The organism is Telluria sp. ZT3P39 (assembly GCF_059685935.1).
Genome location: NZ_JCASIH010000005.1, coordinates 208,955 through 224,508, shown reverse-complemented (window position 1 = coordinate 224,508; position 15,554 = coordinate 208,955). Strand labels below are relative to the sequence as shown.

The 15,554-nt window shown below is 67.4% G+C and carries 13 protein-coding genes and 1 pseudogene; 10 read left to right on the top strand and 4 right to left on the bottom strand.

Annotated features, from left to right (window positions below; translation table 11 throughout):
- Positions 1-6 precede the first annotated feature (6 nt).
- The 3 genes from AC56LR_RS07990 to AC56LR_RS07980 all read right to left on the bottom strand — a co-directional run bounded on the left by AC56LR_RS07990 (position 7) and on the right by AC56LR_RS07980 (position 3,212).
- Positions 7-447, bottom strand: a complete 441-nt coding sequence (locus AC56LR_RS07990) for a YchJ family protein (RefSeq protein WP_497129310.1) — start codon at positions 445-447, stop codon at positions 7-9.
- Positions 448-490: 43 nt separating this feature from the next.
- Positions 491-1,738 carry a D-amino acid dehydrogenase gene (locus AC56LR_RS07985; RefSeq protein ID WP_497129309.1) on the bottom strand — a complete coding sequence of 416 codons (1,248 nt, stop codon included), beginning with the start codon at positions 1,736-1,738 and terminating at the stop codon, positions 491-493.
- A gap of 112 nt (positions 1,739-1,850) precedes the next feature.
- Positions 1,851-3,212: a serine hydrolase domain-containing protein gene (locus tag AC56LR_RS07980; RefSeq protein WP_497129308.1), complete on the bottom strand. Its 1,362-nt coding sequence runs from the start codon at positions 3,210-3,212 to the stop codon at positions 1,851-1,853.
- Between the two features lie 234 nt (positions 3,213-3,446).
- Between AC56LR_RS07980 and AC56LR_RS07975 the strand changes: the two genes are divergently transcribed.
- The 10 genes and pseudogenes from AC56LR_RS07975 (at position 3,447) to AC56LR_RS07930 (ending at position 14,018) form a co-directional block, all read left to right on the top strand.
- Positions 3,447-4,187: a GntR family transcriptional regulator gene (locus tag AC56LR_RS07975; RefSeq protein ID WP_497129307.1), complete on the top strand. Its 741-nt coding sequence runs from the start codon at positions 3,447-3,449 to the stop codon at positions 4,185-4,187.
- A 97-nt stretch (positions 4,188-4,284) separates the two neighbouring features.
- Positions 4,285-5,163 carry an N-acetylmuramic acid 6-phosphate etherase gene (locus AC56LR_RS07970; RefSeq protein WP_497129306.1) on the top strand — a complete coding sequence of 293 codons (879 nt, stop codon included), beginning with the start codon at positions 4,285-4,287 and terminating at the stop codon, positions 5,161-5,163.
- Positions 5,164-5,200: 37 nt separating this feature from the next.
- The gene (locus tag AC56LR_RS07965) at positions 5,201-6,481 is read left to right on the top strand and encodes an AmpG family muropeptide MFS transporter (RefSeq protein WP_497129305.1); all 1,281 of its coding nucleotides are present in this window, start codon (positions 5,201-5,203) and stop codon (positions 6,479-6,481) included.
- 136 nt (positions 6,482-6,617) lie between these two features.
- Entirely contained in the window at positions 6,618-7,760 is a 1,143-nt protein-coding gene (locus AC56LR_RS07960; RefSeq protein ID WP_497129304.1) for an acyltransferase family protein, read from the top strand.
- A gap of 20 nt (positions 7,761-7,780) precedes the next feature.
- Positions 7,781-9,385, top strand: a complete 1,605-nt coding sequence (locus tag AC56LR_RS07955) for a glycoside hydrolase family 10-like protein (protein ID WP_497129303.1) — start codon at positions 7,781-7,783, stop codon at positions 9,383-9,385.
- A gap of 90 nt (positions 9,386-9,475) precedes the next feature.
- A complete protein-coding gene (locus tag AC56LR_RS07950) occupies positions 9,476-10,399 on the top strand; it encodes an N-acetylglucosamine kinase (protein WP_497129302.1) in 924 nt (307 codons plus the stop codon).
- A 19-nt stretch (positions 10,400-10,418) separates the two neighbouring features.
- Positions 10,419-11,201: pseudogene (locus AC56LR_RS07945) on the top strand (N-acetylmuramoyl-L-alanine amidase); the annotation flags it as partial.
- A gap of 300 nt (positions 11,202-11,501) precedes the next feature.
- Positions 11,502-12,407 carry a LysR family transcriptional regulator gene (locus AC56LR_RS07940; protein WP_497129301.1) on the top strand — a complete coding sequence of 302 codons (906 nt, stop codon included), beginning with the start codon at positions 11,502-11,504 and terminating at the stop codon, positions 12,405-12,407.
- Positions 12,404-13,030 carry a M15 family metallopeptidase gene (locus tag AC56LR_RS07935; RefSeq protein WP_497129300.1) on the top strand — a complete coding sequence of 209 codons (627 nt, stop codon included), beginning with the start codon at positions 12,404-12,406 and terminating at the stop codon, positions 13,028-13,030. The genes AC56LR_RS07940 and AC56LR_RS07935 overlap by 4 nt, the downstream gene beginning before the upstream one ends.
- 70 nt (positions 13,031-13,100) lie before the next feature.
- The gene (locus AC56LR_RS07930) at positions 13,101-14,018 is read left to right on the top strand and encodes a polysaccharide deacetylase family protein (protein ID WP_497129299.1); all 918 of its coding nucleotides are present in this window, start codon (positions 13,101-13,103) and stop codon (positions 14,016-14,018) included.
- 50 nt (positions 14,019-14,068) lie between these two features.
- Here the strand turns inward: AC56LR_RS07930 and dacB are convergent, their stop codons facing one another.
- The gene (dacB, locus tag AC56LR_RS07925; RefSeq protein WP_497129298.1) at positions 14,069-15,550 is read right to left on the bottom strand and encodes a D-alanyl-D-alanine carboxypeptidase/D-alanyl-D-alanine endopeptidase; all 1,482 of its coding nucleotides are present in this window, start codon (positions 15,548-15,550) and stop codon (positions 14,069-14,071) included.
- Positions 15,551-15,554: the final 4 nt, after the last annotated feature.

Here is a 15,554-nt window from a genome sequence, read left to right as displayed (position 1 = left end):
ATAGTTCTATGTCGGGAAACTGCCGTCCACGTAGTACCAGCGCGGCGTCCCGGTCTCCGGGTCGGGTTCGCGCAGGAAACGGCTCACTTCGTGCAGCCGCTGCGCCCGTCCTCCCACCTTGAAGCGGGCGACGAATTCGACGGTGTCACGGTCTGGATCATCCGGCAAATTTACTTTACGTTGACGTAAACGTAAAGCAGATTTTACCTCAAGTCCCAGCCAGCGGATCGGCTCTTTTTCGTCGATGATGGGCTCGCCTGGACGGGTGCTCGGGTGCCAGGTGGCCAGCAAATAAGGCTCGTTCTTCTGGCTGTAGGCGGTATAACGCGAGCGCATCAGGGCCTCGGCCGTGGGCGGCAGTGCTTGGCCAGCGATGAAGGGGCCGCAGCAGGCGGCCAGCGAGGGCCCGCCGCAGGGGCAGGCGCCAGGAGTGCTTGTCTTGGACATGGGCGCCATTATCCGCCATTTCCGGCGGAGGCACGGGCCGCGGTCAGCCGCGCAGGGTCAGCCCATCGAGCGAAAACGGCGGCGCCTCGCCCCGCATCGCGCCCGTCAGCAAGGCGGCGCTGCCGCAGGCGAAGGTAAAGCCCAGCGGCCCGTGGCCGACGTTCAGCCACAGGTTGGCGTAGGGCGTGGCGCCGATGATCGGGGCGCTGCTCGGGGTGGCGGGGCGCAGGCCGGCCCAGACCGAGAGCTGCGAATAGTCGGCCGCGCGCGGCATGGTTTCGCGCACCTGCCGGGTCAGGCTGTCGACCCGCTTCGGGTTGTGGCGCAGGTCTTCGCCCACCATGTCGACCATGGCGGCCACGCGCAGCTTGTCGCCGATGCGCGCGTACAGCACCTTGCGCTCGAAGTCGGTGACGCTGATTTCCGGCGCCACGTCGTCCGGGCGGATCGGCGCGGTCAGGCTGTAGCCCTTGAGCGGGTAGAGCGGCAGGGTGATGCCGACGGTATCGGACAGGTTGCGGCTCTGGATGCCGGCCGCCAGCACATAGCTGTCGGCGGCGATGGTGTTGATTCCCGCGCCGGTGTCGATCTCGATGCCGGTGATGCGGCCACCGTCGGCCAGCAGGCGGCGCGCCTCGCCGCCCACGAAACCCTGGAAGCGCGGATGGGCGCGCAGGCGATCGGCCAGCGCCAGGCAGAAAGCGTGGCAGTCGGCCACCGCTTCGCCGCTGTTATAGATGCCGCCGGCCAGCAGCGGTTCGGCTGCCGCCAGCGAAGGTTCGCGTGCGGCGCATTCGGCGGGGGACCAGATTTCGCCGGCGCCGGCCTTCCCGGCCGCTTTCACGAACAGGTCGCGCGAGCGGTAGACCACCAGCTTGCCGGCGTCGCGCCAGTCGAATTCGTCGAGCGGGATGCTCACTTCGAGCTGCTTCATGCCCTGGCGCGACAGTTCGCCCAGTTCGAGCAGCTTGGCCGTGGTCTTGCGGTTGACGTCGGCGCGGCAATGGGCCAGGAAGCTGGCCAGCCAGCGGTACTGGCGCAGGTCGGCCTCGGGCCGGAAGTGCAGCGGGCCGGTGTCCTGGAACATCCACTGCAGGGCTTTCAGCGGCACGCCCGCGTCGGCCAGCGGCGACACGTAGCGGTAGCTCAGCTGCCCGCCATTGCCGTAGCTGGACCCGCTGCCGACTTCCGGAGCGCGTTCGAGCACGGTGACGCGGTAGCCGGCTTCGGCCAGCCACCAGGCCGAGGTCAGGCCGACCACGCCGCCGCCGATGACGATTATCTGCTGCATCCTGCACTCTTCTTCTTGGACATGGGGTGAGAGCTTAGGCGCTGGGTCCCATCACGGCCAATGAAAGTCGCGCCGGACGCCATAACCACGGTATATAAATAGGGGCTTGGCATCATGATGCCGCCCGTTGGCCGACGATGGCATGCCGGTGCAGCGCCGTGAGGATGCGTTCCTCGTAGCGCGCCATGGCCGAGTAACGGCCCTTTTGCAGGGCCGGGTCGTGCGAGCTGCCGCCGGCCAGCACGATCAGGCCGTTGCCGCGCGCCGGGTCGAAGGCGAATACCGAACGCAGGCCGTAGGCGTCGCCCAGGTGGCCGACGGCCTCGAAGCCGCCTCCCTCCACGAGCGCCATGCCGGGGCGGTCCGGGAACTGGGCATTGCCCAGGCCCCAGGCGTTGAAGAAGCCGTTCATCGAATCGCCGTTGCCGCCCTTGGCATCAAAGGTCCACTGGCGCGCGAACATGCGCTCGAGGGTGGCGCGCTGGAACAGCCGCGTCGTTCCGTGCATGCCGCCATTGATCAGCATGCGCATCACCACGCCCATGTCGCGCGCCGAGATGCGCAGGCCGCCGGTCGGGCTGAAAGGCGTGGCGTTGGCGCCCGGGACATAGGTGGCGATGCCGGCCGGCGGCGCGGGTGGCCTGGCGGAATAATCGTCGACCTGGGCGATCCACGGGCCTTCCCCGTCCCAGATCTCGGTGTCCGTGGTGCGCTTGCGGTAGAGCGTCGCCAGCTTGTCGAGCGCCCCAGGCGGCAGCATGGCGGGGTTGTAGCCGCCTTCGATGCCGAGCGGCTGCAGCAGCAAACGCTGCATGAGCAGGTCGAAGCGCTCGCTGGTGACGCGCTCCATCACGGTGCCGATCACGCCCCAGCCGAGGTTACAGTAGGTGAACCAGGCGCCCGGCCCGGCGCGGTCGGACCACATCTTGCCCGCGCCATATAACGGGGCGCCCGGCACCAGCACGTCCCTCAGGGCGGTGCTCAGCGGCCACGAATAGCCGCCGTCGTCGCGCAGCGAGGACTGATGGGTGAGCAGGGTGCGCAGGGTGATGGCCTGCGCCGGGAAATGCGGGTTGCGCAGGCTGAAGCCCAGGTAGCCGGAGACGTCGGCGTCCAGGTCGACCCGGCCTGATTCGACGAGCCGCATCAGGCCCAGGGTGGTCATCATCTTGGAAATCGAGGCGATGCGGTACAAGGTCTGCGGCGTAGCCGGGCGATCTGGCAGGGCGCCGTTGCCGATGAAGCGGCGTCCGACAGCGTGTTCGTACACCGGCTGGCCGCCGCGGATCGCGACCACCGACAGGCTGGCCAGCTGCATCGCCGGATCGCCCGCGACCGCCGCGAGTTCGGCATCGAGCGCCCGGCGTGCTTCCAGGGGGAGCAGCGGCGCGACGGGCGAGGGGGGCGCCGCGAACAGCGGTTCGACGCTGCCCAGCAAAGCCATGCCCAGCAAGGATCGCCTGCCCTGGTTCATCCGGTCTCCCTATTCGCCCTTGCGGCGTGTAATTGTCATTGTCTTGCAGAGCATACGGAGTGACAGCGAGCCTTGCCAAATGAATAGCCGTGGCGGTGGCATAACCGTTTTATATTGGTATCAAGTGGTATGCTTATAAGGCCAGTGAATGCAATGACAACGCTTTTTCATGGGCTGCATGGTGTCGGGCGACGCTGCCGCCGTTACACTTTGTACGCATCTTTCCATACGCCGATGACCACGACCAGCCCCGTTTTCCAGCTCGACCTGAACGACAACTCGCCACTGTACATGCAGCTGGCGCGCAAGCTCGCGCAGGACGTGCGCGAGGGCCGCTACCAGGCCGACCAGGCGCTGCCTTCCGAACGCACGCTGTCCGAGCGGCTCGACGTTTCGCGCGTCACCGCGCGCAAGGCGATCGACCAGCTGGTCGACCAGGGCCTGGTGGTGCGCCGGCGCGGTTCCGGTAATTACATCGCGCCGCGCATCGAGCAGCCGCTGTCCGATTTGTCGAGCTTTTCCGAACAGCTGCAGCAGCGCGGCTATACGCCCAGCAGCCACTGGCTGCGGCGCGAAGTCGTGCTGGCCGACGCCGACGAGCAGCTCTCGCTCGGCCTGTCGCCCAATACGCGGGTGGCGCGGCTCGAGCGCCTGCGCCTGGCCGACGGCGTGGTGATGGCCTACGAAGTGAGCATCCTGCCGGCCACCGTGCTGCCGCGTCCCGAGAACGTCGGCGGCTCGCTGTATGCGCACCTGGCCAAGACCGGCCACATGCCGGTGCGCGCGCTGCAGCACCTGCGCGCCATGAATGCCTCCAGCGAACTGGCGGCGCGCCTGGACGTGCCGGAAGGCCGCGCGGTGCTGTTCATTACCCGCATCGGCTACCTGGAGTCGAATGAACCGGTCGAGCTGACCCACTCTTACTGCCTGAGCGATCACTATGACTTCGTCGCGGAGCTGCGCCGTCCTGCATAACTTTTCGGCATGATGCCGCTGCCAGCTTTCATGGGATAGTCCCGGCAATTGGTATTACACTGGTTTTATCGATCACTCCGCACCAAGAGACCCGTCCATGCTGAAAACCGAAACCCCGGCCCAGGACCACGCGACCCTCGACCAGTACCCGACCGCTGAACTCATCACGGTCTTCATCGACGACCAGACCCGCGCCGTCGAGGCAGTGCGCGCCGCGGCGCCACGCATCGCTGCCGCCGTCACTGCGGCGCTGCCGCGGATGGAAGCGGGCGGGCGCCTGATCTACGCCGGCGCCGGCACCTCCGGGCGCCTCGGTGTGCTCGACAGCGTCGAGCTGAACCCGACCTTCTCCTGGCCGCACGGCCGCGCGGTGGCGCTGCTGGCCGGCGGCGCCGACGCCATGTTCGTGGCGGTCGAAGGCGCCGAGGACGACCTCGAGCAGGGCGCGGCCGACCTCAAGAGCGTTGACGTCGGACCAAGCGACGTGGTGCTGCTGCTGGCGGCATCGGGCCACACCCCCTATGTGCTGGGCGCCCTGCGCGCGGCGCGCGAAGCGGGTGCGCTGACGATCGGCTTTTCCAACAATGCCGACGCGCCGGTGGCGAACGGCGCCGAGATCGGCATCACCCTGGACACCGGTGCGGAAGTCATCTCCGGCTCCACCCGCCTGAAAGCGGGCACCTCGCAGAAGATCGCGCTGAACACCTTCTCCAGCGCGCTGATGGTGCGTTTGAACAAGGTTTACGGCAACCTGATGGTAGACTTCCGGGCGACCAATGCCAAGCTGGTGCGCCGCGCCATCCGCCTCACCGTCTTCGCCACCGGCGCCGACGAGGCGGCTGCGCAGGCAGTGCTGGAGCAGTGCGGCTACCACGTCAAGACCGCGATCGTGGCCTTGACCAAACAAACCACCGTCGAGCAGGCGCAGGCCTTGCTGGCGTCGGCCCACGGCAGCGTGCGCGACGCCATCGCCTGAGGCGGAGCAGCGCGCGCCTGCGCAACACGAAAGACCTATGCAGACTTCGTTAGCAAACAGCCCGCCGCAGGCCAATCCATGGGCCTGGATACCTTCCCTGTACTTCGCCCAGGCCATCCCCTATGTGGTGGTGATGAGCCTGTCGGTGATCATGTACAAGGACATGGGGATCTCGAATTCCGACATCGCCTTCTATACGAGCCTGCTCTACCTGCCCTGGGTGATCAAGCCCCTGTGGTCGCCCATCGTCGACATGTTCGGCACCAAGCGCCGCTGGACCGTGCTGCTGCAACTGGCGGTAGCCGCTTCGCTCGTCGCAGTGGGCCTGACGCTGCACCTGCCGAACTTTTTTGTGGCCAGCCTGGCCGTGATGTGGCTGATGGCCTTCAGCTCGGCCACCCACGACATCTCCGCCGACGGCTTCTACATGCTCGGCCTGCGCCAGAAGCAGCAGGCCGCTTTTGTCGGCGTGCGCTCGACCTTCTACCGCCTGGCGACGCTGGCCGGCCAGGGGCCGCTGGTGGTGCTGGCCGGTTACCTGGCCACCCGGCTGGGCGATGTCCACCAGGCCTGGTCGATCGTGTTCTTCGTGCTCGCCGCCTTCTTCGGCCTGGCCTTCCTGTGGCACGGCTTCATCCTGCCCAAGCCCGATTCCGACCACAAGGTCGCCCGCACCGATAACCCGCTGCGCGACTTTTTCGTGACCTTCGCGCTGTTCTTCCGCAAGCGCGACATCTGGCTGATCCTCGGCTTCATCCTGACCTTCCGCCTGGGGGAGGCGCAGCTGCTCAAACTCGTGGCGCCCTTCCTGAAGGACCCGCTGGTCAAGGGCGGACTGGGCCTCACCACCGCGCAATACGGCATCGCCTACGGCACCATCGGCATCGCCTTCCTGACCCTGGGCGGCCTGGCCGGCGGCTACCTGATCTCGCGCCTGGGCCTGAAGCGTTGCCTGTGGCTGATGGTGTTTGCCGTGCACCTTCCCGACCTGGTCTTCGTCTACCTGTCGCAGGCGCAGCCGACCAGTTTCGCCCTCGTGTGCGCAGCGCTGGCGGTCGAGCAGTTCGGCTACGGCTTCGGTTTCACCGCGATGATGCTGTACATGATCATGGTCTGCGAGGGCGAGCACAAGACCGCCCACTACGCGATCTGCACCGGCCTGATGGCGCTGGGCATGATGGTGCCGGGCATGTGGAGCGGCGATTTGCAGGAATACCTCGGCTACAAGAACTTCTTCATCTGGGCCTGCCTGTCGACCATCCCGGCATTCATCATGGCGGCATTGGTGAAGATCGATCCCGAGTTCGGTAAAAAATAACGAACCCGTAGGGTGGGCGGCTTCGCCGCCCGCGCGTTCAATCCGGGCATGAACAGATGCAGCGCCCATTCATGCGCCGGTTGAACGCGCGGGCGGGAGACCCGCCCACCCTACAACACCAGGAGACTATCCAGCAATGCGCGATGCACCGGTGCGCCTGATTTCGCTCGACGCCTTCCGCGGCTTTACGATCGCCGCGATGGTGCTCGTGAATAACCCGGGTGACTGGGGCAATCTGCATGCCCAGCTGGCCCACGCCAAGTGGAACGGCTGGACCTTCACCGACTGTATCTTTCCCTTCTTCCTGTTCATCGGCGGCGTCGCCATGACGCTCTCGCTCGGGCGCCTGGCCGCAGCAGGAGCCGACAAGCCGCGCCTGCTGCGCAAGCTGGCCAAGCGCGCCGCGCTGATCTTCCTGATCGGCTTCCTGCTCAACCTGATCCCGCACTTTAACTTCGGCGCCGTGCGCATCCCGGGCGTGCTGCAGCGCATCGCCCTGTGCACGCTGCTGGCCGCACCCATCGTGGTCTACCTCGGCTGGCGCGCCCAGCTCGCGGTCGCCGCCGGCTTGCTGGCGCTGTACGCATTCTTGATGCTGTGGGTGCCGGTGCCCGGCATCGGGGCCGGCGTGCTCGAACCCGGCAAGGACTTCGGCGCGTACGTCGACCGCATGGTGCTGGATGGCCACATGTGGGTGCAATCGAAAACCTGGGACCCGGAAGGGCTGGTCAGCACCATCCCGGCCCTGTGCAGCCAGCTGTTCGGCGTGCTCGCCGGACGCGTGCTGGCATCAAACCTGCCGCGCATCGAGCAAACCGTGTGGATGCTGTTCGCCGGCCTGGTATTCCTGGCGCTGGGCTCGAGCCTGGATGCGGTGCTCATGCCGATCAATAAGAGCCTGTGGACGGTATCGTACTGCCTGTGGATGACCGGCTGGGCGCTGCTGGCCTTCGGCGTGTTCTTCTGGCTGCTCGACGCCGCGCCGCATGCGCTGGTGCGCGAGCGCGCGGCCGTGTGGGCGACACCGTTCGTGGTCTACGGGATGAACGCGCTGTTCATCTTTGCCTTCTCCGGCTTCGTGGCCAAGATGCTCGGCTTTATCAAGCTGGCGCAGCCAGACGGCAGCCAGCTCTCGCTCGGCCGCAGCCTGTACGCGCCGATCAAGGCGCTGCCGCTGGGCCCCGCCAACACCTCGTTGTTATATGCCATCCTGTTCAACGCCTGCATGTTCGCGATCGCGTATGCCATGTGGCGCAAGCGGTGGTTCGTCAAAGTCTGAACAAGAATATTGGAGCGATAGTGAAACCCGATTTGAAGAAACGCGCGCTGACGCTGGCTGGGTTGACCGGTGCGCTGGCGCTGGGCGGCCTGATGACCGCCTGCACCACCCAACCGGGCAAGCCGGAAGATGCGCTCGATGCGCCGCCGCCGGCCCCGCGCGAATTCCGCGCCGCCTGGGTCTCGACGGTTGCGAACATCGACTGGCCGAGCAAGCCGGGCTTGCCCGCCGCGCAGCAGCAGCAGGAAGCCATCGCCATCCTCGACCGCGCCGTGGCGCTCAAGTTGAACGCCATCGTGCTGCAGGTACGCCCGGCGGCCGATGCCATCTACCCATCGAAGATCGAGCCCTGGACCGAATACCTGACCGGCGCGCAGGGCAAGCCGCCGCAGCCCTTCTATGACCCGCTCGCATTCTGGGTGAGCCAGGCGCATGCGCGCGGGCTCGAACTGCACGCCTGGTTCAACCCCTACCGCGCGCGCCACGACAACGCCCGTTCGCCGGCCGCGCCGAACCACATCACCAATACCACCCCGTCTGCGGTGAAGCGCTACGGGAAGTTCATGTGGATGGACCCGGGCGAAGAAGCCGCTTCGAAGCAGACCATGGACGTGATCCTCGACGTGGTGCGCCGCTACGACATCGACGGCGTGCACATCGACGACTATTTCTATCCCTACCCGATCGAAGCGCCCGACGTCGCCGGCAATGCCTCGGCCCTCGATGGCAATGGCAACGGCAAGGCCGCGGCCAGGCCGGAGCTCGATTTTCCCGACACCCCGGCCTGGGAACGCTACCTGGCCGGCGGCGGCAAGCTCGATCGCCCGTCCTGGCGCCGCGACAACGTCAACCGCCTGATCGAAGCCATGTACAAGGGCATCCACCGCGAAAAGAGCTGGGTGCGCTTCGGCATCAGCCCCTTCGGCCTGGGCCGCCCGGACCGCCGTCCGCCCGGCATCGTGGGTTTCTCGCAGTACGACAAGCTGTATGCCGACGCCGAATTGTGGCTGCAGAACGGCTGGCTCGACTACTTCACGCCGCAGCTGTACTGGTCGATCGCACCGGCGGCCCAGTCCTACCCGGTGCTGCTCGACTACTGGATCGGCCAGAACACGCAGGGCCGCCACATCTGGCCGGGCCTGTTCACCAGCCGCATCGGCGCGCCGGCGCCGACCAAGCAGTTCGAGCCGGACGAAATCCTGCAGCAGATCGCCCTCACGCGCGCCCGCCCGCTGGCCACCGGCCATGTCCACTTCAGCATGGTCGCGCTCACGCAGAACCGCAAGGGCATCAGCGACCAGTTGCGCGCCACCACCTACGCCGGGCAAGCGCTGGTGCCGGCCACCACCTGGCTCTCCAGCGAGCGCCCCGGTACGCCGCAGGTAACGGGTGCGCCGCGCAAGGACGGCGTCGGCTTGAAGCTCAAGGCGGGCAGGGGGACGGCGCTGTACGCGATCTGGGCGCGCCACGGCAGCGAGTGGCGCTTCGCGGTGGCACCGGCTTCGCGCGTGGACTGGACGGTGCCGGACGATGCCAAACTCGGCGCGGCCAATCTGGTGTATGTGAGCGCGGTGGACCGCCTCGGCAACGAGGGCGCGCGCGTGCAGGCCTGGAGCAAGCCGTAAAGACGATGCAAGGCTCATAAGCTTTGTTCATGTAAACACCGCCAGCATTCATTCGCATGCCTGAGCGGCCACAACGTACACTCGCGGACTATGGTTAACTCCGAACAGCAGCAGCAAGAAGGCCTGGGCCTGGGCATCGATGCCGGCGGCACCCAGACCCGCTGGGCCCTGGCCGCGCCCGGTGGGCGCATCGTCGCCGAGGGCACGGCGCCGGGCCTGTCGGCCCTGCAGATGGGCAGCGCCGAAGGGCGCGAGTCCGTGCAGGCCGCCTTTGCCGGCATCGCCCGCGCGGTGCTGGCCCATGGCCGCCCGGTAGCGGTGCGCGCCGGCCTGACCGGCTATGGCGGCGAAGGCGAACAGCTGCAGCAGTGGCTGGGCAGTCTGCTCGGCCTGGCCCCGAGCGCGGTCGCGTTCAGCAACGACATCGAAATCGCCTACCTCGCCAGCTTCAAGCCGGGCGAGGGCTATCTCGTGTATTCCGGCACCGGCTCGATCGGCGCCTTCATCGACGAGCGCGGGGGCTTCCACCGCGCCGGCGGGCGCGGCGTGGTGCTGGACGACGGCGGCGGCGGCTTCTGGATCGCGCGCGAAGCGCTGCGCCACATCTGGCGCCTGGAAGACGAGTGCCCCGGCGCCTGGGAAGACTCGCCCATGGCGCACGCGGTGTTCCAGCACGTGGGCGGCTCGGACTGGTCGTTCTCGCGCCAGTTCATCTATGGCCGCGAACGCGGCGAAGTCGGCAAGCTGGCGATCGCGGTGGCCGCGACCGCGGAGCGCGATCCGGCCGCCGCTGCTATCCTGCGCGAAGCAGGCAGCGAACTGGCGCGCCTGGCGCTGGCCCTGATCCGGCGCTTCGGCCCGCGCCCGGTGGCGCTGGCCGGCCGCGCCGCCGAGCTGCACCCGGCCATCGTCGACACCATGCGCGCGGCGCTGCCGCCGGACGCCACGCTGAGCCAGACCGGCCTGCGCGCCCACTACGCGGCCGCGCGGCTGGCCGCCGCACCCATCCAATAACAGTACAGGATTGCTTTAGATGAAAACCCTGATCGTCCCCGTCATCCTCGCCCTGCTGGCAGGCTGCGCCACCGCGCCCGTCGAACCGCTGGGTCCGAAGATCGACACGACCTACAACGCCAAGGGCCAGTCGAGCCGCGCCCGCTTCCTGGTGCTGCACTACACGGTGGCCGACACCCCGGCCTCGATCAAGATCCTGACCGAGCAGCAGGTAAGCGCTCACTATCTGCTTACGGACGCGCCCCAGCCGGTCATCTACCGCCTGGTCGACGAAACGCGGGCCGCCTACCATGCCGGCAATTCGAGCTGGAAGAACTATACGCAGCTCAACAACAGCTCGATCGGCATCGAAATCGTCAACTCTGGCTGGAAAGACACGCCGGCCGGCCGCGTCTACGCGCCTTTCCCGCAGACCCAGGTCGACGCCCTGGTGGGGCTGGTGAAGGACATCGTCCAGCGCCACGGCATCGCGCCCGAGAACGTGCTGGGCCACAGCGACATCGCCCCGCAGCGCAAGCAGGACCCGGGTCCGCTGTTCCCGTGGCAGCAGCTGGCCCAGGCCGGCCTGGTCGCGTGGCCCGACGCCAACCGGGTGGCCGCCGTGCGCCCGGCCTTCGAGGCCCTACTGCCGGACGCCGCCTGGTTCCAGCGCAAGCTGGCCACCCACGGCTACGGCATCGTGCAAAGCGGCCTGCTGGACCCGCAGACCCGCACCGTGCTGTCCGCCTTCCAGATGAAATACCGTCCTGCGGACATCGCCGGCAATATGGACGCCGAAACCGCCTCGCTGCTCGAAGTGCTGACCACGCCGGCCAATGCGCCGCTGCCGGTGGTGCCGCCGGTGATCACGATGCCGGTGCCGCCGCTGCCGCCTGCGACCCCGCCGGCGCCGGTCATCCCGGAAACGGCGCCCGCCCCGGCCGCCCCGCCGCCGCTGCCGAGTCCGGCAGTGCCGGCGCCGGAGCCGACCCCAGTCAGCCCGCCGGTCCCGACGACGGCGACCGCTCCGCACACGCCGTGACGGTCGCCGCAGCGGGGTTTTCCCTGTATCCTTCGACCAATCCGCGCCTGGTGCGCGGAGACTCTACTGAAGGATAAAGCGATGCGCCTGCGTCATATCGAAGTTTTCCACGCCATCATGCAGGTCGGTACCATCAGCGGTGCCGCCCAGGTTCTCCACATCTCGCAGCCCGCGGTGACGAAGGTGCTGCAGCACGCCGAACTGCAGCTGGGCATGCCGCTGTTCGAGCGCGTGCGCGGCAAGCTCTATCCGAAGCCGGAAGCGCATCGCCTGTTCGTGGAAACCGAAAAGCTGAACCGCGACCTGCAGGGCATCCGCCGCCTGGCGGCCAGCCTGAAGGGCCGCGCGGTCGAAACCGTGCGCCTGGTGTCGACGCCGACCATCGCCATCAGCGTACTGCCGCAGGCGATGTCGACCTGGCGCCGCGACTTCCCGATGGCGCGCTGCGAACTCGGCACACACCACACCAGCGAGATCGTCAACGCGCTGCGCCTTGGCGAAGCCGACCTCGCGCTGTCGCTGCAGGACCCGCGCCACCCCGGCATCGTGGCCGAACCGATCGCCCACGGCAACCTGACCGTGATGGCCCCCGCAGGTACGTGGACGGCAGAAGAACTTGCCCTGCCTTTCGGCGCCGAAGGCCTGGTCGGTGAACTCATCGGCCTGAACGACGGCGACCCGCTCGGCGAGATCGTGGTCGCGGCCTGCGAAGCCCAGGGCGTGCAGCCGATTTATCACACCGTGGTGCAGACCTACCAGATCGCCCGTTCGCTGGTGGAAGCCGGCGCCGGCATGGCCGTGCTCGACCCGTTCACGGCCGCCTCGGCCACACCTGGCAAGGTGCAGTGCCGCGAGTGGGCGCCGGCGATCCCGGTGCATTTGTATTTGCTCAGTGCCAGCCATTCCCCCCTGTCGCACGGGGCGCGCGAGCTGGCCAATTGTATCGGCGCGACCGCGCGCGCCTGTCTCGACAAGGGTTGTGCATGACCAGCATTGGGGTGGAATCGGGCGTGGCCAGCGAAGACATCGCCGGCAGCCCGGAATTCCGCCATCTTTCGAGCATCGAGGGCATTGCCGTCGACCTGCGCTACGCCACCCCCAACAACTTCGTCGGGCGCGACCTGTACTCGCCTTTCGACTGCGCCTGGCTGCACCGCGATGCCGCCGAGGCACTGGAAAAAGTCGTGGCCTGGCTGGCGCAGGAGCGCCCCGGCTACACCGCGCTGGTGCTCGACGCCCTGCGCCCGCAGCGCGTGCAGGAACAATTGTGGAATGCCCTGGCGGGCACGGGCCTGCAGATGTACCTGGCCAACCCGGTGCGGGGCTCGATCCATTCGTACGGGATGGCGCTCGACATCACCCTGCTCGACGAAGCGGGCGTGGAGCTGGACATGGGCACCGGTTTCGACGACATGACCGAGCTGTCGCATCCGGCGCTGGAAGAAGGTTTTCTCGTGGCCGGCAAGCTCACCGAGCAGCAGGTGGCCAACCGCCTGCTGCTGCGCGGCGCCATGCTGGACGCCGGCTTCCTCGGCATCAATACCGAGTGGTGGCATTTCGATTGCGGCGATCGGGAACTGGTACGCCGCACTTTCCGCCGCGTCTTCTAGGCCGCGGCGCTGCTTCCTTTACTTGCGCTGCCGGGCTATATTCAGCTTTTCGATCTTTTCCCTGCTGACGATGCGCGTCTTCTTGCCTGCGGCTTTTCTCTCCCTGCTGCTATCCGTGCCCGCCGCCGCCCAGTCGGTCGCCTTCACCTTCGACGACGGCCCGACACTGGCCACGACCCCGCGCCTGTCGCCGCAGGCGCGCAACGCAGCCATGCTGTCGGCGCTGGCCAGGCACAAGGTGAAGGCCGCGCTGTTCGTCACGGTGGCAAATGGCGCCGACCGCCCGGAAGGCCTGGCGCTGGCGCGCGCCTGGGGCCAGGCCGGGCATGCCGTCGCCAACCACACGATGACCCATCCGGACCTGGCCAGCGCCAAGGTCAGCCTGGAGCACTACCAGCAGGAAGTGCTCGACTGCGACCGCATCATCGCCGCGCTGCCGGGCTACCAGAAATGGTTCCGCTTTACCTACCTGCGCGAAGGGAATACCAAGGACAAGCGCGACGGCATGCGCACTTTTCTCCGCCAGCAGGGCTACCGCAACGCCTATGTCACGCTCGACACCAGCGACTGGCGCCTGAACGACAAGCTGGTCGAGGTGCTGGACAAGTATCCGCAAGCGGACGTGGAGCCGATTCGCCAGGCCTACCTGGCGCACATCCGCCAGCGCGCCCTGGCTTACCGGGCACTCAGTCACCGCCTGCAGGGCAGGGACATCCCGCAGGTGCTGCTGCTGCACCATAACCTGATCAATGCGCTGTGGCTGGACGATGTGGTCAAGCAGTTCAAGGAGATGGGGTGGGCGATTACCACGCCGGGAGAGGCGTTTGCCGATCCGGTCTACCAGCTGATGCCGGATCGGGCGGCGCCGGGGCAGAGCCTGTTGCTGTCGATGGGACGCAGCCTGGGTTTGACGACGGCGGACCTGGGATTGCGGCTGATGGATGATGGGGATGCCGAGATCGAGGCCTTGCAGGCGAAGGGCTTGTGAGCGTCGTGCGATGCCGCATGGTCACATGCGGACACGCAGCCACCATCATTTCACGGCGCCGCAGGCGCCGCCACTGCCGAAACACCACCCGAGCGCGCCACCCACTCCACCAGCGCCTCCACCACCGCGCGCCCGCGCCCATTGCCCGCCTGTTCGCTATTGACCATCGCCACGAACACGTTCTGCACCCCGTTCGCATCCGGCACATAACCGGCCAGCGCCACCACGTTGCGCAGCGTCCCGGTTTTCAAGCGCGCACGCCCCGCAGCCGCGGTGCCGTGCAGCCGCCGGCGCAGGGTGCCGTCGATGGCGGCGATCGGCATGCTGGACTGGAATTCGGGCGCCCAGTTGCTGCGCAGGCCGGCCTGCAGCAGATACGCCATCTGCTGCGCCGAGATGCGCTCGCTGCGCGACAGGCCCGAGCCGTTCTCGATCACGAAACCGGCATCGTCGATGCGGTGACCGCGCATCCATTCGCGCACGGCCGCGTCAGCGCGCGCCACGGTAGGTTCGCCGTTGGCGGGAACGGCGAAGCTGCCGGCCGCCGGATCGGCCTGCAGGCTGCCCAGGCTCAGGAACAGGGTGCGCGCCAGCAGGTTGTCGGAGGGCTTGTTCGTGTCGCGCACCAGCTCTGGCAGCATGCGCGAGGTGTGCTCGGCCAGCAGGGTCGATCCCGGGGGCGCCACGCCATCGACCACCTTGCCGCTGAATTTGCCGCCCAGTTCCTTCCACTTCTGGCGGAACAGGCGGTCGATGTAGTCGTCGCGATCGAGCACGTTGATGCTGTAGCTGCGGGCGCAATCTTTCGGGAAGGTTCCGTGCAGGACCACCTTGATGCGGCCATCCTTCCGGCGCACGGCTTCCGGCAGCTTCCAGCCGTCTTCCCATTTGGAGCAGTCGGCCTCAATGAGCGTCATGTCCGAGCCGATTGTCACGCGGTCCAGCGCCGGCTGCATCTGCAGCTTGAGCGCTTTGTTCGTCGAGCGCATGTCGAGCTGCAGCATGTTCTTGTTGACCAGCAGCGCATCGGGAATGACGTTGTAATACGCCTCGGGCGACTCGTCGAAAGGCGGGAGGCCCACGTCCATGCGCGCGGGCTGGAACAGCTGGCGGTCCAGCACCAGGTCGCCCTCGATGCGGCGGATGCCCTGGTAGTGCAGGGCGCGCAGCATGGTCTCGAGGTCTTCGCCGGACAGGTCCGCGTCCGCCCCGCCTTTCAGAATCAGGTTCCCGCGCAGGACGCCCTTGTCGATCGTGCCCGTGGTGCGCAATTCGGTACGGCCGCGAAACGCCGGTCCGAGGCGCTCCAGGCTGGCCAGGGTGGTTACCAGCTTCATCGTCGATGCCGGCTGCATCGCCTTGGCCGCCCCGTGCGCGAGCACGACCGCATCGCCCTTGAGCACCATCACGCCCAGTGACTCTTCCGGCAGGCCCTGCTGGGCCATCACCTGCGCGATCGGCGCCGGCAGCTGGGCTTGGGCAGCGCCCAGGATGGCAAAGAGGGCGGTGGCGAGACTCAGGCGACGCAGCATGGCA